Here is an 18516-nt window from a genome sequence, read left to right on the forward strand (position 1 = left end):
CAAATCATTCAAACACAAACGTAATCTATTGATTATCAATTAATTAAATACCGTATATAAAGGTATAATATAAGACTCAAGAAAGCAAACAAAATACATTATAATTATTTCAAAATTCATTTTAATTGGTTTAAAATGAATTTTGAAACTTAAGTGCACAGATAATAGCAAATTTCCAAAATAAAGAACAACGCTGCATAGTTTGGTGATATGCAGATTTATATTGTAAAAAAAACACCTTAAAAGTGAAAATTAAACTAGCTTTTGTATTGGGTTGAGAAAAAAATAATTAATTTTACATATAGTTTTATATATTTCAAACAATGTATTTTGCATAACATGATAAAAATCGTTTTAATCGATGATGATCCAATCAGTACCTTTGTGACAGAAAGCTTAATTGCAAGATACATCAAAAAACCTTGCAAGATTTTTAAGTTTGAAAGAGCCAAAGAAGCCCTGCAAAAAATTTATATGATCAATCCAAACTATTTATTTCTTGACTTAAATATGCCAGAAATGAACGGTTGGGATTTTTTGGAGAGCTTCTCATCAGATAAAAGCAATGCTGAAATTTACATTCTCTCCAGTTCTGTAGACAAAAGAGACATCAATAAAGCCTATACCTATGCTCATGTAAAAAAATACCTTAGCAAACCTCTCATATCAAAATACATCCATACCATCTTTGAATAACATTAAAAACGAAACACTATACAACTATAAATCAACAACTTACCTCCCTTCACTTTTCTTCCCAATATTTTTTTTACTATCAATTAACTCACCCTTGAATTAATTTAATTTTTATTGTAAATAGCATTAAAAATCCTGCCTTTCACCTAATATAACTGACCATGGCAAGAGAAACAGAACGCTATTATGATGAATTTGACGACTTCGAGGAAGACGACAATTTCACTTCAAAATTTGAAGAAGATAACTTCGATTTTGATGACGATGATGATTTGATCGATGAAGACTTAATGAAGTTCAATGAGGACGACATAGAAGACGACTTTGCCGATTATGGTGATTTCGATGACGAAATCGACTGATTATTCTTAATAGCGAGCTTACCTAACATACGGTTAAGCTCGTTTTTTTTTATTTAATCTTTGTCCGGTAATTCCGAGGTGTTAAATTGCAACAAATTTAGACTTATCAACTAAACATCATCATCATGTTGCTAGAAATATTCAACTCTCCACTTGGTTCAGGAGCCCAAATCTTTTTGTTGATCGTATGTATCCTGATCGGTTTAGGAGCAGGAATTTCTTCCATTGACGTCAGAAAAGAGTTTTCTAAAGGAAAGAAACATTAATCGACAAACACTGCTTATAAAAAGAAAGGCAACCATTGATGGCTGCCTTTCTTTTTTTACCTCACATTGCCCATTAACTTCCTTATTGGTCCGGTAAGAATGATGAGTAACACTCCCGCTCCCACCACGGTCATCACGATCATAAAATATTGATCCGGCATCTGCAACAGCGCCTCTTCAGTTTCACCACTCGCTTCCCCAGCAATCAAGCCTGCAATCAAATTTCCCAAAGCTACTGACAGGAACCACATCCCCATCATCTGCCCTTGGAATTTCTTAGGAGCCAACTTAGTGGTCAAACTCAAACCTACTGGGCTTAAACTTAATTCACCAAACGTATGGAAAAGATAAGTAAACAATAACCAAGATGGGCCAGCTAAATCTCCCGAAGCCGCGATTTTGGCAGCGAAAACCATCACTAAAAAACCTACCCCCAGCAATATCAAACCAAAGGCAAATTTCAAGGGAGAACTAGGCTCCAAATGCATCTTGCCCAATTTCACCCAAAGGGCAGCAAAAATTGGCGCGAAAATGATGATAAACATTGAATTAGCGGACTGGAAATACCCTGTGGGAATTTCCCAACCCAATACAGTACGATCCGTAAACCGCTCTGCAAATAGATTCAAGGTAGATCCCGCTTGTTCAAAACCAGACCAGAACAAAGCTGAAAACAATAATAATATGGCAATTACGCCTACCTTTTTCTTTTCATCCACATTCAAACCTCCAAGGATGAGCACATAGGCAAAAAACAAAACCGTCACAATCGCGATGACAGTGTAAGAAGCTTCAGCTATTGCAGAAGCATTTATAGGAATAAATCCCTGAAACATCAATAATACAATAAGTCCTATTACCAACACCCCTAAAAGCGCTCCTCTTCCCAAACGCTTACGCTTCACCTCTTCCTGAGTAGTCTGAGGAGCAGCAAGCTCTCCTTTACCTTCCAAATTTGAAGAAGTGAGCCTATATTGAATCAACCCTAAAACCATTCCAAATCCGGCAATTCCGAATCCCAAATGCCAATCTATCTCTGCGAAGGTACTACATATAATAGGAGCTATAAATCCACCTATATTAATCCCCATATAAAAAATGGAAAATCCAGCATCCCGCTTGGAACTTCCCTCATGATACAGTTGACCAACTATAGAGCTAATATTTGGCTTAAGTAATCCTGTCCCTACAACTATCAATATAAGTCCAAGAAAAAAAGTGGTGGTATCCAATGAACTCAAAGCGGTAGCTGGACCATGACTACCCTCCATCAAAGACAGTATCCCAGGAATCCCCATAGTGAAATGCCCTAAAGCAATGATGATACCTCCATACCAAACTGATTTTTTCAATCCAAAAAGCCTATCGGCCAGCCAACCACCAGGCAAAGCTAGAAGATAAACCCCCATAGTATAAAGGCCATAAATTGCTCCTGAGGTCTTATCATCAAACCCCAGTCCACCATCGATTACCGCTGTGGTCATGAACAATATCAATAGCGCTCTCATGCCATAATAGCTAAAACGCTCCCACATTTCGGTAAAAAATAGGGTCATTAGGCCCTTTGGATGGCCAAACATGGAAGGCCCATCAAAACCTCTATCCATTTCTGGATCATTATTCACTTCTTTTATCATTTGGGATTAATTTTCTGAAAATATTTTTAGATAATGCAATGATAAGAGATTTTTTCTTTTTGTATAAGAAATCAAAGACGAATTGTACTGGGTATTAATCGATTTAGGACGATAAAAAAGATTTTTTTTTCATTATTTATTCTCTCCGAAACAGCACAATCAGATTGGAACACAAGCCCCAAAAACCCCTACGAAATCGTTTGAAATCAAAGATTTTTCAAACTAATACTAGATACTTTACTACTTATTTAGCCTATATTTGTAGTAACACAAAACACCATGTGTAACCCAAATATCTTTAAAGAATTATGATTAGCCCAACAAACACCTTTTCAGACCCATTGATGGAAGTTCAATGGATGAACAAACGACATTTTTATTTCAACTTAAGTCCTGCTGAACTTATTGAACATGCCCTTTCAAACAATGAAGGATTACTTACAGATGTAGGTGGTCTCATGGCCGACACGGGAAAATACACCGGTCGGTCTCCCAAGGACAGGTTTATAGTAGAAGATGAACTTACCAAGAATACCATTTGGTGGGGAGACATCAACATTCCTATCAGTGAGGAGCATTTTGACCAACTCTACGACAAAATGCTGGAGCATATGCAAAAAAGAAAAATCTATGCTCGAGACGTTTATGCTGGTGCAGACAGCCGCTACAAGTTAAACATAAGGGTTTATAACACACTAGCTTGGCACAACCTGTTTTGCCATAATATGTTTCTCAGGCCCAGCAAAGAAGAACTAATGGATTTTGATCCCAACTTTACCATACTTTGTGCCCCTGAATTTGAGGCTAATCCTGAAACAGACGGTACCAGAGGTAAAAACTTTGCCATTCTGAACCTAAGTAAAAGGGTTATATTAATTGGAGGAACAGCCTATGCAGGAGAAATCAAGAAGGGAATCTTTTCTGTGCTAAACTTTATACTTCCCCATCAAGAAAAAGTCCTGTCAATGCATTGTTCTGCCAACATGGGCAAAAATGGAGACACCGCCATCTTCTTTGGGCTTTCTGGCACTGGAAAAACCACCCTTTCTGCTGACCCTGACAGAAAACTCATCGGTGATGATGAACACGGCTGGACCAATAATGGTGTATTCAACTTTGAAGGAGGGTGCTATGCAAAAGTCATTGACCTCACTAGAGAAAAAGAACCTGAAATATGGGATGCTATAAAATTTGGCTCCATCATAGAAAATACCAGATGCTATCCTGGAACACGAACGGTAGATTATACAAATCGTGAAGTGACCGAAAACACCAGAACGGCCTATCCATTAAACCATATAAAAAATGCTGTAGAACCTCCTTTGGGAACAATACCAAAAAACATTTTCTTCCTAACTGCAGATGCTTTTGGAGTAATCCCTCCTATCTCAAAACTTAGTCCAGGACAGGCCATGTATCACTTTATTTCTGGTTATACGGCAAAAGTCGCAGGCACAGAAATGGGGGTATCAGAGCCGCAAGCTACTTTCTCTGCCTGCTTTGGAGCAGCTTTTTTACCTTTACACCCTACACGATACGCTGACCTTCTGGGCAAAAAAATGAAAGATCAGGAAGTTAATGTTTGGTTGGTCAATACCGGATGGACTGGTGGAGCATTTGGAGTAGGTAAAAGGATGAAACTAAAATATACCCGGTCGATGATTACCTCCGCATTGGAAGGAACATTGGATAATGTGGATTTTAAAAATCATAGCATTTTCGGAATTTCCATACCACAAAGCTGTCCAAATGTTCCGAGTGAAATCTTAAATCCTAGAGATACTTGGGAAGACCAACAGGCCTATGATCAAAAAGCAAGAGAACTGGCGAAGGCATTTCAAAACAACTTTGAACAGTATCTGGATTATGCTTCTGATGAAATAGTGTCGGGAGCCCCGATCGTCTAAACAAAAAAACAGGCCGGATTTTGTTCTCCGGCCTGTTTTATTTATTCTTCAGGCTTATCCAAGCCATTTTCTCGTTCAAACTTATTCCTTCTAATTTCAAACCTTTCCAGCTCCTCATTTAACATATCCAAAGAATCATTATACCTCGAATATAAGTCTCCCATATTTTTTTCCATGTTTGAAAAGTTAAACTCCATGGCATCTAGCTGCAGCTGTGATGATTTTTCAATCAAAGCAACCTGACTGTTTTTCAAATCTTCTAACAACCTCAGCGCCCTGTCCATTTTTTTCAATTTTTCTCGATTATCCATGATTCAAATAGTTTGATTACTTATAATTTACTCAAATTGCAAGCCAAAATAAAGTATTTTGTACTTTTCCACTATAAAATTTAATCATAAAAATATTTATCAAGCTTCCTAAAAAGCGAGGTTTTAGTATATTTGCACAAAAAAACTGTATGAAAACAGCTGAGATAATCACAGAGAAAGGTACAATGAAAGTGGAGTTCTATGAGAAAGATGCTCCCAATACTGTTGAAAATTTCGTAACACTCTCCAAGAAAGGATTTTATGATGGATTAACTTTTCACAGAGTAATCCCTAACTTTGTAATCCAAGGAGGTTGCCCCACAGGAAATGGAACTGGAGGACCTGGTTACCAAATCGACTGTGAACTTGATGGTGATAATCAGTACCATGACAGAGGCGTATTATCTATGGCACATGCAGGTAGAAACACTGGTGGTTCTCAATTTTTCATTTGCCATAGTAGAGCGAATACTTCACACCTTGACAGAAACCACACTTGTTTTGGAAAGGTAATAGAAGGCCTTGATGTAATTGACCAAATCAAAGCCGGTGATAAAATTGAAAAAATTGTAATTTCAGAAGATTAATACTTCTCAAATTTCAAAAAAGGTTAGCCTTACTATGTGAAGCTAACCTTTTTTGATACTTGGCAATGCTATTCTAAACTGATCATCAAACTATATTTTCACGCTGATGTCCCTGTTTCTTTTAAATATTAGGCATTTTTTATTCAATTAGCCAAAAAGCATTCCTGCAATCGTCGCTGTCATCATGCATGCCAATGTAGCCCCAAGCAATGCCCTCATTCCCAATAGGGACAATGCTCCCTGCTGATTAGGTGCAATACTTCCAATACCTCCTACTTGAATGGCTATAGAGCTAAAATTAGAAAAACCACAAAGTGCATAGGTAGCGATAACGATCGATTTGTTACTTAAGGAGCCTGACTCCTTCATTTCCGCCAATCCAGAATATGCCACAAATTCATTAATGACGGTTTTTTGTCCCAGTAAAGACCCCACTTGTAAGGTATCCTGCCATTCCACGCCCATTAGCCATGCAAACACCCTAAAACCCTGCCCCAATATATACTCCAAAGAAAACCCTTGGAACTGTCCTGAAGTAGAGCTCGCTATATATGCATTGATCCCTGTCCAATCCCCTATCACTCCTTCCAATAAATAATTAATAGCTGCAATCACTGCTATAAATGCCAATAACATCCCGCCCACATTTAGCGCCAATTTCAATCCATCAGCAGCTCCGATAGACATGGCATCTATTAAATTCACCCCCATTTCCTCATCACTTACTTCAAGCTTATCATTAAGTCCTTCCTTATTAGTTTCTGGAATGATGATTTTTGACATCACTATCGCTGCCGGTGCGTTCATGATACTGGCACCTAAGAGATAGGAAGCAAAGCGGCTTTGTTCCTCTAAGCTATCACCGCCCAAAAAAGCCACATAAGCAGCCAATACCCCTCCAGCTATGGTGGCCATCCCTCCGGTCATCAAACACATTAATTCAGACTTGGTCATCGAAGGTATGAATGGTCTCACCAATAAAGGTGCTTCTGTTTGACCTAAGAAAATATTTCCTGCAGCAGACAAACTTTCTGCTCCAGAAAGCCTCATGGTTTTGGACATTACCCATGCTATCCCAAATACGATTTTTTGGAGCACACCCAGATAATATAATCCAGCCGATACGGTAGAGAAAAAAATAATCGTAGGTAAGACCTGAAAGGCAAATATGGTTCCAAAAGAATCAGTAGCTAAATCTCCAAACAAGAAAATTGCTCCCGCTTGAGCAAAACTCAAAAGTTTAACAAATGCTCCACTGACGCCAGTAAACACCTTTTCTACAAATTCAACCTTGGTAATCAAGAACCCAAAAATGGCCTGTAATGTCACCCCAATTCCTACTAATCGCCAATCAACCGATTTCCTGTTAGCCGAAAAAAGCACAGCAACAGCCAACAAGGCCATCACTCCAATTAACCCTCTAATATATTCCATAAAAATTCATTTGAAAACCCTTCAAATTACGCTTGCTCATTTAAATAAGAATCCTAAAGTTAGATTATTTAAGGATATAGAAAATAAAAAAACCTGAGAAAAATTCCTCAGGTTTTAGATGGTCAGTTTCTACGATTTATTTCATCCCTTATCCTGGCCGCCCGTTCATAGTCCTCACTATTGATGGCTTTCTCCAGCATTTGGTTCAACTTTTCTAAGCTAAAATCCTTCAATGCTTCATGTTTTTGGGCTTTGGTCGGACTGGTTTTAGGACTGCTGGAAGCACTTTCTTTTTCACTTTTTGCCTCCTCTTCTTCATTAAATTCAATAGCTGCCTCAGACATCACTTTCTTCTCACAAAAAATAGGGGCATCAAACCTCACTGCTATCGCAATGGCATCTGAAGGCCTTGCATCTATCTCAACGGTCTTCTCATCATCCTTACAAACTATTTTAGCATAAAATACACCTTCCCGCATGTCTGAAACCAAAATATGGTCCACCGAGAAATTAAAATTAGAAGCAAAGGACTTAAATAAGTCATGGGTCATCGGCCTATTCGGGACGATCTTCTCGATCTCAATGGCGATGGCCTGGGCCTCAAACATTCCAATAACTATCGGAAGCCTTCTGGTTCCAGTTATTTCTCCCATAACCAAGGTAAATGAACCTGATTGGGAATGATTTGAGGACAAACCTAATATTTCTAATTCTACAGTATTCTCCACTAGTTAATTACTTTAATGCTTTTACAGCCTCCGTTAACTTTGGTAAAATTTCAAATGCATCTCCCACTATACCATAGTCAGCAGCTTTGAAAAATGGCGCTTCTGGATCTTTATTGATCACCACAATATATTTAGAAGCATTAACACCTGCAAGATGTTGAATAGCTCCTGAAATTCCAACTGCAACATATAAACTTGGTGCAACTTTTACACCTGTTTGTCCTACGTGTTCATGGTGAGGCCTCCATCCACTGTCAGATACAGGCTTGGAACAACCTGTTGCCGCTCCCATTGCCTTGGCCAAGTCCTCTATCAAATTCCAGTTTTCTGGACCTTTAAGACCTCTACCACCCGAAACTATAATATCTGCTTCTGGCAATGATATCTCACCGGTTGCCTTATCTGTTGCTGTAATTTTTGCAACAAAGTCACTTTCAGGTAAATTCACCTCTAAAGCCTCCACGGAAGCTGCATCTCCATCAGTCTTGAGTCCAACAGCGTTCTTTTTAACCGCTAATATTTTCCTATCTGTAGTAATCTCCGAAAAGGCAAAAGCTTTACCTGTATAGATACTTCTTTTTACCTTATACCCCCCATTGGTTTCTGGCAGGGCAACCACATTGGATACCAGTCCTGCATCCAATTTTACGGATAACCTCGCTGCTACTGCATCACCAAGAGAAGACTTGGCCAAAACCAAAGTTTGTGCCCCCACTTTTTCAAAAGCTTGGGCAACGGCATCCGCATGGGCTTGGATCACCCCTGCATTTAGCTTTTCATCATTTACATGCAATACCTTTGAAGCACCAGCAGTTCCAGCTTGGCCTAAAGCCGATTCTTCAATGGTTCCCAAGGCCACCGCTACTACATCTTGACCTTCTAGGGCCGCTAGTTCCTTAGCATAGGATACAGCTTCTAATGAAGTTTTTTTGATAGCACCTTCAGCGTGCTCAATATATACTAAAATTGACATAATATTCTTTTTTAAAATCCCGGAAATCAAAGCACCTTGGCTTCGTTTTGTAAAAGTTTAACCAACTCCTCTACATTGTCTTTGTCGATAAGTTTCACTGCTCCTTTAGTAGGTGGAAGCTCATAAGATACCGTCTTGGTGGCAGTTTTATCATTCACAGCCTCCACCACATTCAATGGCTTGGTCCTGGCAGACATAATCCCTCTCATATTAGGAATTTTCCATTCTGCAATTGGTTCTTGACATCCTGCTACCAAAGGCAACTTTGCCTCCAAATATTCTTTTCCTCCTTCAATCTCCCTGGCCATTTTTACGGTTTCCCCTTCAATCTCCAATTTCATAACCGGGGAAACAGATGGTACACCAAGCATTTCTGCGACCATTCCATGAACCATTCCACCATTGAAATCTATCGACTCTCTTCCCATCAATATTAAGTCATAATTGCCTTCTTTGGCATAATGAGCAATTTGATTGGCCACAAAAAGCGAATCCGAAGGAAAAGCATTAATTCTTACCGCCTCATCAGCTCCAATAGCCAAGGCTTTTCTCAAGGTAGGTTCTGTTTCTGCTTCGCCTACATTCAAAACGGTCAAACTACCACCAGTTTGATCCCTAAGTTCAACTGCTCTCGCTAATGCATAATCATCATAAGGACCAATAATAAACTGTACCCCCGTTTTGTCAAATTGGGTGTTATTTTCGGTAAATTGAATCTTAGATGTGGTATCCGGGACGTGGGTAATACAAACCAGAATTTTCATATGTATAATTTTATTGTCTATTAAAATACTTAAATCTTCCTTACACAAACTTCACAAGTTTCATGCAAAAAAAATATCCGCTGTCAAATTGGAAAAACTTATATGAACAGCAATATTAATGTTCCTTTTTTGTCAATTCTCCCAAACATGAATTAAACCATGTTTTTGGAATGACCAAAAATACAAAAAAACGTCTTTTATTACCCATCCGATTCCAATTGATTTTGGCTATAGTCCATAATTTATAGTTATACTTAACCAAACTATAAATGCCTATTTCTAGCCTAAATCCTAATTTATCAGAAACATACGATAACCTTTGAGATATTCTAACCTAATAAGGTTCCCAGAATGAATATAAAATCCTAACCGAAAAGCACTATTTTTGTCCTGCGAGCAAGTATTCACGAAAAATCAATCGAAAAACATATCAAATCACTAGTCTTACTATGAGTAAATCATCCCGAATTGAGCAATTATTGCAATTTATAAAAGATGAACCCGACAATCCTTTCAATATATATGCACTTGCCCTGGAACACCAAAATTCAGCGCCATCTAAAGCAGCAGAATATTTTGATCAGTTAATCACACATCATCCAAAATACCTCCCCACCTACTTCCATGCCGCTGCCTTTTTTGCTGAAATGGATCAAATTGACAAAGCCCAACAAATCTATAAAACGGGAATTGATTTGGCTCAAAGCCAAAATAACCTTCATGCCCTCAGGGAGCTAAAAAATGCCTATCAAAATTTTATTTTTGAAAATGACCTGGACTAAGCACCTGTCATTTTTAATTTATTTTCACCACGATCTTGCCTGTCTGACTTCCATTTGACATCAATTCAAAAGCTTCTAAAACTTTCTCCAAAGGCCTTACTGAATCGATCACTGGTTGTATACTTTCTTTTGTAACAAAATCCACCATATCCCTAAAATCCTGATCACTGCCCATGGTTGTACCCTGAATGGTCAATTGATTCCAAAAGACTCTTCTAGCATCTAACATGGGTGGATTCCCTAAAGTAGCGCCATAAAAAACAAGTTTTCCTCCTGGAACCAATAAATTGATCAGTCCTGGAAGAGTATCCCCCATTGCTGAATCTATGATCAGATCGAATCCCCCGCTAATAGATTTGGCCTCTTCAACCCAAGCTTCCTTCCTATAGTCAAAACCCGCTTTTGCACCAAGCTCTAAAGCCTTGTTGATCTTATCTTCCTTACTACTATTGACGTAAACCTCTGCCCCAGCGACAATACCATATTGTGTGGCAAATTGTGCCACTCCACCCCCAAAACCTGTCACCAAAACCTTTTGGCCAGCCTTTACCTGGCCATGATAAAACAAGGCCCTGTATGCCGTCAAACCGGCCAAAGGTAGGGCTGCTGCTTCCTCAAATGACATATGAGAAGGTTTACTAAGCAACCTGTCCACATCCACCTGTACATATTCAGCCAAAGTTCCATTTTTAGGCATGCCCAAAATCTGAAACTCGCCCGATTGTACCTTTTGATTTTCTCCCCAATGATTGGCGGCATTGATGATAACCTCCTTGCCCAACCAATCCTTATCTACTTCCTCTCCTACCGCTTCTACTATCCCAGCTCCATCAGAACCCAAAATCACCCCATTCTGAATATTGGGATACCGGCCTTGGCGACACCATTCATCTCTTCTATTCAGTGCAGCAGCATACAACTTCACTCTTACCTCATGAGATTGCAAAGCAGGCAATTCTACCTCACTTAACTTAATTCCAAAAGAAGTATTTTGATCTAAAACTAAGGCCTTCATGGTCATTTAGAAATTGGTTATTGATGAACAATAATAAACTAGCTATTAAAAAGGTGCAGGCTCATTACTCCCTAATCCCCCAGGAAATGAATCGTCCTCATCTGGTCCATTGGCTTTACTTTGGATTCTGATCATATTACTGTCATCAAATCCTTTCCCCCCTGCCTCACTTGGAAATTTATTACCATACATGGCTTCCTGCGCTTGGGGCTGATAGGGAACATTGAGTTCCAAGTCAGCAAATTTGGTATACTTACCAATGAATCGAAGCCTAACAGTTTCCAGGGAACCACTTCTGTGCTTAGCGATAATTACCTCTCCAGTTCCTAAAGTACTGTTTCCTTCTTCATCCTCATTGATACCGTAATATTCAGGTCGGTAAAGGAACATTACTATATCAGCATCCTGCTCGATCGCTCCTGATTCCCTCAAATCCGAAAGTTGTGGACGTTTATCTCCACCTCTGGTCTCCACAGCCCTGGAAAGCTGGGAAAGTGCAATCACTGGAACTTCAAGTTCCTTAGCGATCTTTTTCAAGGCCCTTGAGATACTTGAAATTTCCTGTTCACGGTTTCCACTAGCACTGGCTTTGGAATCTCCTGACATCAGCTGAAGGTAATCAATTACGATCATCTGAATATCACTTTGGGCTTTCAGCCTTCTACATTTTGCTCTCAATTCCAAAATCGAAAGTGCCGGTGTATCATCCACAAACAATGGTGCCGAAGACAGCTTACTGGTCTTATGGATAAGCTGCTCCCATTCATAATCAGCCAGATTACCTTTCTTGATCTTTTCTGAATCCAATTCTGCCTCGGAAGAGATAAGACGGTTAACCAACTGTACCGCTGACATCTCCAAGGAGAAGATGGCCACTGGTCTATTGTGGTCCACTGCTGCATTTCTGAGTACAGAAAGTACAAAGGCCGTCTTACCCATCGCAGGACGTGCCGCAATAATAACCAAATCTGATTTTTGCCAACCAGAGGTTACCCTATCCAAGGCAGTAAACCCACTAGGCACCCCGGTCAAACCATCTGAAAGATCTTTCTTACCCTCCAACTCTGAGATAGCCTCCCTCATAATGGATTTCATGTCCGCATAGTTTTTACGGATATTGTTTTCTGAAATCTCAAAAAGGGACTGCTCCATTGTATCCAAAAGCTCAAAAACATCTGTAGTTTCTTCAAATGCCTCAGATTGGATTTCCGAGCAAATACGGATCATATGGCGCTTCATGGCCTGCTCTGTAATGATCCGAGCATGATACTCAATATTGGCCGCAGAAGATATCTTAGAAGTCAGTTCAGTAATATAAAAAGCGCCTCCTGCTACTTCCAACTTTCCATTCTTACGTAATTTGTTGGTTACCGTAAGCAAGTCTATGGGCTCACTTTCATTAAAAAGCTGAAGAATAGCATCATAAATCTCCTTATGTGCATCCTTATAAAAACTATCAGGCTTAAGAATATCCACCACTGCCGTGATGGCCTCCTTTTCTAACATCAAAGCACCTAAAACAGCTTCCTCCAAATCAATTGCCTGCGGTGGTATCTTTCCAACACCTACCCCAAAACCTTTCTCTGCGCCGTTTTTTCGCCTAAAAGATGATCTTTCTCTTCCTGTAGTATTTCCTTCTGCCATAACAACAAATGTAGCTCCTTTAAACCAAAGATTTTAAACAACTTATTCACACCCTATTAACAAATTCATTAATAAAGTGTTAAGTAACCTATTACTGCTTACTATTACCTAATTCGCACCATTTCCTATATTTTTCCTCTTCTAAGATTTCAAGGAACCGGTAAAATTTGAGCAACAAATATAAGGGCATATTTCACCAAATTCATACTAATTCTTCATTCCCTTGAGAAATTACAAAGAGGCGCTAGCAGGCACCGTAATTTTAATTCTAATATCTTATCTTTGGGAGAAAATAAAAATGTACCTTTTACGATTATCGGGCTTTTCTCTAATAGTAGCCATAATTTTCAAATAAAAAACAAATGACTTTAAACATAAAAACCCCTTTAGCATTTTTCGACCTTGAAGCCACCGGAATAAATATTTCTACAGACAGAATAGTGGAGTTTTCATTTGTAAAAATCCACCCAAACGGTAAGGAAGAAATCAAAACCATGAAAATCAACCCAACTATTCCTATCCCTAAAGAGGTTTCTTTGATTCATGGAATTTATGATGAGGACATTAAAGACGCCCCTACCTTTAAGGACATCGCCAAAGAATTGCACCAGTTTTTGGACGGGGCTGACTTGGCAGGCTTCAATGTGCTCAAATTCGATATCCCGCTTTTGGTTGAGGAGTTTTTGAGAGCAGGAATAGACTTTGATATAGAAAAAAGAAACCTGCTGGATGCCCAGAAAATTTTCCACATGATGGAAAAAAGGAACCTGACAGCAGCCTATAAATTCTATTGTGGCAAGACCTTGGAAAATGCGCATAGTGCTGAAGCTGACACCATAGCTACTTACGAGGTATTTAAAGCCCAAGTGGAAAGATATGAAAACGAAGAAGCCATTGATCTGCAAGGAAATAAACTTGGTATCATCGAAAATGACATGAAAAAAATCCATGCCCTGATCAACGAAAAAATGGTAGACCTAGCTGGAAGATTTATTTTCAATGATGATGGGGTGGAATGCTTTAATTTTGGCAAGCACAAAGGCAAACCAGTAGAAAAGGTCCTTCAAGAAGAGCCTAATTATTATGACTGGATGATGAAAGGTGACTTTCCATTGGACACCAAAAGGAAATTTACCCAGATAAAACTGAGGAATTTTAATAATAGATAATCAAATGGCCGCTTAAAAAGCGGTCATTTTTTTGAACATAATGTTTGCGGAGATCAGCTCAGCTCCTTCTTCTTTTCAAAATACCTTAAACGATAACATTGTATGGCTGTTTTCCCTAAATGATCGGTAAGCTGCCAATTGGCTATAGCGCCCACACCAGCACCAATAACAGGGATCAACTGGGCCAACTTGGCCAGATCCATATAATCCCTGTACTCTAACTGAAAACTTCGCCAATCGAAATTGTCACCGCTATCTGGTAAGTTTTCCTTATAACTCGACCAATTTTCCAACAGCCCAATCAATTCTCTTCTTTTTTGTTGACTGCAAAAGGCCAACTGGAAAACATAAAGAATATAAATCCTTTCCCTGAAATCCTTTACATCATAGCCATACATGGATGCTACTTCAAACAGCATCTTCATCTTGATAGCCAGAAAAGCAGGAAAATCAACCATTCCCATTAATATCCCACCAGCACCCGTGACCGCCCCCTCCACAGAAGCTGTCCTCTGGTACCATTTTATTTTATTCTTTATTTTTAGCTCCCTGCCCTCAAAGGGAATTTGCTCTACTATCTTGGTATTAATATAAGAGGAACCAAAAAGCACGCCTTTGACCATTTTCTCAATGGCATAGGTAATGGCCTGGTGGATCTTGCCTGGAATGATCTCATTGATCTTGTGCTGAAGGCCTTTGGCCATTCTATTTATAATAGATGGATTTTTCTTGACCATTTTGAGCCAAGCATTCATCTCATAAAAAGCTATTTCCTCGTAAAGCACCATATTTATTCACCTCATATTTAAAAGATGGATCATTTCAGACTTCCTCTCTTCCCTAATTCAACGACGCGAAGATTTTTTGGTTTGCCCTCTTCCAATTCAAATTTCAAAAGTGTTTTCACCTGATGAAAGCCATGGTTTCCGATCGCGCCGGGATTCATATAAAGACATCCTAACTCCGCGTCAAATTCTACTTTACAAATATGGGAGTGGCCACAAACAAAAATATTGGGCTTAACTTCTTTGATTCTTTTCTTTACTCCTTTGGCATACCTAGGTGGCTTCCCTCCTATATGTAACATCAGCACTTTGGCTCCTCCCTGTTCAAAAACCAGTTCCTCAGGATACTTTTCCCTTGCAGCTTGATCATCTATATTTCCAAAAACCACCCTCAGCGTTTTTCCCTTGGGAAGGGAATCTATTACATTTTCCTCGCCAATATCCCCCGCGTGCCAGATTTCATCCACATCTTCCAAATGTTCAATGGTTTTTCCATCTATATAACTATGCGAATCAGAAATCAATGCTACTTTTATCATAATATTAAATATGCTTAACTTCTTATTGGAATTAGAAAATAAAAACAAAGAAATACATTTTGGCATTTGGATAAAACTACCTTTTAAAGATTAATCTGAAATACCTTTGAATTAGGAACAGTTTCTGCTCCGATTTCAAAGAATAATGTCTAATTGTTGTACTAAAAACAAAAATTCTCAATAAATGAAATCCATTAATCCCTATACTGGCGAGTTACTAAAAGATGTAGAAGAGCATTCCGAAGAGGATATTGATATAATCATTAATAAAGGTGAAGCCGCTTTCCAAGGCTGGAAAAAAAGGTCAATAGCTGAAAGAAGTTCTCTGATGAATAAGGCTGCTGAAATCCTTAGAAAAAACAAGGAAAAATATGCTGAAATCATTTCCTTGGAAATGGGAAAGGTGATTTCGGAATCCCGTGCAGAAGTAGAAAAATGTGCTTGGGTATGTGAATATTATGCCGAAAAATCAGCGGGTTTTTTAAAAGACGAGCCCATTTACCTTCCCGATAGAAAAAAAGCCAAAGTAGTTTATGACCCCATGGGAATTATTTTGGCGGTAATGCCCTGGAATTTTCCTTTTTGGCAGGTTTTCAGATTTGCTGCTCCCAACTTAACCGCAGGAAATACAGGTTTACTAAAACATGCTTCCAACGTTCCACAATGCGCCTTAGCCATTGAAGAAGTATTTACTAAAGCAGGATTCCCAAAAGGTGTTTTTCAAACTTTAATCATAGGATCCAAAGAAGTAGAAAAAGTCATTAACCATTCTAAAGTAAAAGCTGTGACGCTAACAGGTAGCGAAAAGGCGGGCCAAATTATCTCTGCCCAGGCAGGAAAACAAATCAAAAAAACAGTTTTAGAACTGGGCGGCAGTGATCCTTTTATCGTCCTCAAAGATGCAGACATTGAAGTTGCAGCAGAAACTGCGGCAAAAAGTCGCATGATCAATTTTGGTCAAAGCTGCATTGCAGCCAAACGCTTTATTATCGAGGCACCAGTATATGATCAATTCATCAAAGCTTTTAAAACACATATTCAAAATTACCAAAGCGGCGATCCACTGGATGAAAAGACAGGGTACGCCTGCATGGCCAGACCAGATCTAGCAGAGGAACTTTACCAACAGGTGAAATCCTCCATCGACCAAGGTGCCAAAGTAATTCTTGAAGGTAGTCGTCCGGATAAAGGAAAGGCGAATTTCAAACCTTATATATTAGGTGACCTGAGTCCTGACATGCCAGCCTATAGTGAAGAATTATTTGGTCCAGTCGCCGCTGTTTTTAAAGTCAAAGATGAAAAAGAAGCCATCGCCATGGCCAATGATTCCGATTTTGGATTGGGTTCAGCTCTGTGGACCAGTGATGCAGCAAAAGCAGATAGACTGGCCAGGGAAATCGAATCAGGTGCTGTTTTCATTAACTCCATGGTTGCTTCCAACCCTCACCTTCCCTTTGGAGGCATAAAAAATTCAGGCTATGGAAGAGAATTAGCTGAAAATGGCATTAAGGAATTCGTGAATATCAAAACCGTTTTTATTGGCTAACCATGTTTATTTTCTAATTATTGGTTAATTCCTCTCAGGGCTTGGTAATTGAAGGATTACTTTCTATTTTTACAGGCGAAAATTTTGGCTAAAAAATGAGAATTATACAATTTAGAGAAGCATTAAGAGAGGCCATGAGCGAGGAAATGAGACGCGATAAAAACGTGTTTCTCATGGGAGAAGAAGTGGCTGAATACAACGGAGCCTATAAGGTGACCCAAGGTATGTTGGATGAATTCGGACCTGAGAGAGTATACGATACTCCTATCGCAGAACTTGGCTTTGCTGGTTTGGGCGTTGGGGCCGGAATGAACGGTCTAAGACCTATAATAGAATTCATGACCTTCAATTTTTCTTTGGTGGCTATTGATCAGATCATCAACTCAGCAGCGAAGATGTATGCCATGTCCGGTGGCCAGTACAATGTCCCTGTAGTCTTCAGAGGACCTACTGGAAATGCTGGTCAACTTGGTGCCACCCACTCTTCTAACTTCGAAAATTGGTTTGCAAACACTCCTGGTCTAAAGGTAGTTGTCCCTAGCAACCCTTATGATGCCAAAGGCTTATTGAAGTCCGCTATCAGAGACGACGATCCAGTTATTTTTATGGAATCTGAATTGATGTATTCAGACAAAGGAGAAGTACCTGAAGGAGAATATTTACTTCCTATCGGAGTAGCCGATATCAAAAGAAAAGGGACAGATGTAACCATTGTTTCTTTTGGTAAAATCATGAAAGTAGCTTTGGAAGCAGCTGAAGAATTGGCAAAAGATGGAATTGAAGCAGAAGTAATCGACCTAAGAACTGTTAGGCCTATTGACTACGCCACTGTTTACGAATCTGTTAAGAAAACCAATAGATGTGTGGTAGTGGAAGAAGCCAACCCAATTTCTTCTTTAGCAACTGATATTGCATTTAATGTTCAGAAAAACATGTTCGATCATTTGGATGCTCCAGTATTAAGGGTGAATTCCATGGATATCCCATTGAGTTATGCACCTACTTATATAGAAGCTACTTTGCCTAATGTAAAAAGAACCATTGACGCTGTTAAGCAAGTTACTTACGCTAAGTAATCCCAACAGTTTAAAATATATAAGCGGTCATTGAGCTCATACTCATTGACCGCTTTTTTTTTTGACTAGTTTATTTTTACTCGACCAGTTCCATTCTGAAACCTTTGTCATAGCCAATAAAAATCATCAAGACAAACAAAAACTGCATTATATCTTGGCCATTAAGCCTCATTACCATTGGTCGAGATTCTAATTTTATTCAGACCAAAACTCCCTAAATAAGCAACAATCACCAAACTATCATTTCCATTATAAAATTTTGCTTGTAATCTCATTTGGGTAAAATAAATAAACA

General features: G+C 39.0%; 19 protein-coding genes. 9 read left to right on the forward strand and 10 right to left on the reverse strand.

What is annotated here, in order from left to right; genetic code table 11:
• Window positions 1-339: 339 nt before the first annotated feature.
• The 3 genes from KZP23_RS20360 (at window position 340) to KZP23_RS20370 (ending at window position 1324) form a co-directional block, all read left to right on the forward strand.
• Window positions 340-696, forward strand: coding sequence for a response regulator (locus tag KZP23_RS20360; protein ID WP_226333652.1), 357 nt, complete (start codon window positions 340-342; stop codon window positions 694-696).
• A gap of 161 nt (window positions 697-857) precedes the next feature.
• A complete protein-coding gene (locus KZP23_RS20365; protein ID WP_226333653.1) occupies window positions 858-1058 on the forward strand; it encodes a hypothetical protein in 201 nt (66 codons plus the stop codon).
• Between the two features lie 125 nt (window positions 1059-1183).
• Window positions 1184-1324 (forward strand): hypothetical protein, encoded by a 141-nt coding sequence (locus KZP23_RS20370; RefSeq protein WP_226333655.1) that lies wholly within the window; start codon window positions 1184-1186, stop codon window positions 1322-1324.
• Between the two features lie 56 nt (window positions 1325-1380).
• Here KZP23_RS20370 and KZP23_RS20375 read toward each other — a convergent pair whose 3' ends face one another.
• Window positions 1381-2961, reverse strand: coding sequence for a peptide MFS transporter (locus KZP23_RS20375; RefSeq protein ID WP_226333656.1), 1581 nt, complete (start codon window positions 2959-2961; stop codon window positions 1381-1383).
• A gap of 308 nt (window positions 2962-3269) precedes the next feature.
• On the opposite strand from KZP23_RS20375, the gene pckA reads away from it, so the two are divergent.
• Window positions 3270-4868, forward strand: coding sequence for a phosphoenolpyruvate carboxykinase (ATP) (gene pckA / locus KZP23_RS20380; RefSeq protein WP_394370947.1), 1599 nt, complete (start codon window positions 3270-3272; stop codon window positions 4866-4868).
• Window positions 4869-4909: 41 nt separating this feature from the next.
• Here the strand turns inward: pckA and KZP23_RS20385 are convergent, their stop codons facing one another.
• A complete protein-coding gene (locus tag KZP23_RS20385) occupies window positions 4910-5179 on the reverse strand; it encodes a hypothetical protein (protein ID WP_215223609.1) in 270 nt (89 codons plus the stop codon).
• A gap of 149 nt (window positions 5180-5328) precedes the next feature.
• Here KZP23_RS20385 and KZP23_RS20390 point away from each other — a divergent pair, with 149 nt between their 5' ends.
• On the forward strand, window positions 5329-5766 hold the full coding sequence (locus tag KZP23_RS20390; protein ID WP_226333657.1) for a peptidylprolyl isomerase: 438 nt from the start codon (window positions 5329-5331) through the stop codon (window positions 5764-5766).
• A gap of 147 nt (window positions 5767-5913) precedes the next feature.
• Here the strand turns inward: KZP23_RS20390 and KZP23_RS20395 are convergent, their stop codons facing one another.
• From KZP23_RS20395 to KZP23_RS20410, 4 genes are all read right to left on the reverse strand, one after another.
• On the reverse strand, window positions 5914-7200 hold the full coding sequence (locus KZP23_RS20395; RefSeq protein WP_226333658.1) for a NupC/NupG family nucleoside CNT transporter: 1287 nt from the start codon (window positions 7198-7200) through the stop codon (window positions 5914-5916).
• A gap of 122 nt (window positions 7201-7322) precedes the next feature.
• The gene (locus KZP23_RS20400; RefSeq protein ID WP_226333659.1) at window positions 7323-7928 is read right to left on the reverse strand and encodes a bifunctional nuclease family protein; all 606 of its coding nucleotides are present in this window, start codon (window positions 7926-7928) and stop codon (window positions 7323-7325) included.
• A 7-nt stretch (window positions 7929-7935) separates the two neighbouring features.
• Window positions 7936-8901: an electron transfer flavoprotein subunit alpha/FixB family protein gene (locus KZP23_RS20405; protein WP_226333661.1), complete on the reverse strand. Its 966-nt coding sequence runs from the start codon at window positions 8899-8901 to the stop codon at window positions 7936-7938.
• 26 nt (window positions 8902-8927) lie between these two features.
• Window positions 8928-9665 (reverse strand): electron transfer flavoprotein subunit beta/FixA family protein, encoded by a 738-nt coding sequence (locus KZP23_RS20410; RefSeq protein WP_226333662.1) that lies wholly within the window; start codon window positions 9663-9665, stop codon window positions 8928-8930.
• Between the two features lie 449 nt (window positions 9666-10114).
• Between KZP23_RS20410 and KZP23_RS20415 the strand changes: the two genes are divergently transcribed.
• A complete protein-coding gene (locus KZP23_RS20415) occupies window positions 10115-10447 on the forward strand; it encodes a tetratricopeptide repeat protein (RefSeq protein ID WP_226333668.1) in 333 nt (110 codons plus the stop codon).
• Window positions 10448-10460: 13 nt separating this feature from the next.
• Here the strand turns inward: KZP23_RS20415 and KZP23_RS20420 are convergent, their stop codons facing one another.
• Together KZP23_RS20420 and dnaB are read right to left on the reverse strand one after the other, a co-directional pair.
• Window positions 10461-11468, reverse strand: a complete 1008-nt coding sequence (locus KZP23_RS20420; RefSeq protein WP_317198019.1) for a quinone oxidoreductase family protein — start codon at window positions 11466-11468, stop codon at window positions 10461-10463.
• Window positions 11469-11507: 39 nt separating this feature from the next.
• The gene (dnaB, locus tag KZP23_RS20425; protein WP_226333669.1) at window positions 11508-13106 is read right to left on the reverse strand and encodes a replicative DNA helicase; all 1599 of its coding nucleotides are present in this window, start codon (window positions 13104-13106) and stop codon (window positions 11508-11510) included.
• Between the two features lie 362 nt (window positions 13107-13468).
• Here dnaB and KZP23_RS20430 point away from each other — a divergent pair, with 362 nt between their 5' ends.
• Complete coding sequence (locus tag KZP23_RS20430) at window positions 13469-14275, forward strand: 3'-5' exonuclease (RefSeq protein WP_226333670.1); 807 nt, start codon at window positions 13469-13471, stop codon at window positions 14273-14275.
• Window positions 14276-14328: 53 nt separating this feature from the next.
• Here KZP23_RS20430 and KZP23_RS20435 read toward each other — a convergent pair whose 3' ends face one another.
• Both KZP23_RS20435 and KZP23_RS20440 read right to left on the reverse strand, forming a co-directional pair.
• Window positions 14329-15063, reverse strand: coding sequence for an EcsC family protein (locus tag KZP23_RS20435; RefSeq protein ID WP_226333671.1), 735 nt, complete (start codon window positions 15061-15063; stop codon window positions 14329-14331).
• A gap of 29 nt (window positions 15064-15092) precedes the next feature.
• Entirely contained in the window at window positions 15093-15599 is a 507-nt protein-coding gene (locus KZP23_RS20440) for a metallophosphoesterase family protein (protein ID WP_226333672.1), read from the reverse strand.
• A 184-nt stretch (window positions 15600-15783) separates the two neighbouring features.
• On the opposite strand from KZP23_RS20440, the gene KZP23_RS20445 reads away from it, so the two are divergent.
• Window positions 15784-17145, forward strand: coding sequence for an NAD-dependent succinate-semialdehyde dehydrogenase (locus KZP23_RS20445; protein ID WP_226333673.1), 1362 nt, complete (start codon window positions 15784-15786; stop codon window positions 17143-17145).
• A 95-nt stretch (window positions 17146-17240) separates the two neighbouring features.
• A complete protein-coding gene (locus KZP23_RS20450; RefSeq protein ID WP_226333674.1) occupies window positions 17241-18221 on the forward strand; it encodes a pyruvate dehydrogenase complex E1 component subunit beta in 981 nt (326 codons plus the stop codon).
• Window positions 18222-18516 lie beyond the last annotated feature (295 nt).

Source organism: Echinicola marina (genome assembly GCF_020463795.1).
GTDB lineage: Bacteria > Bacteroidota > Bacteroidia > Cytophagales > Cyclobacteriaceae > Echinicola > Echinicola marina.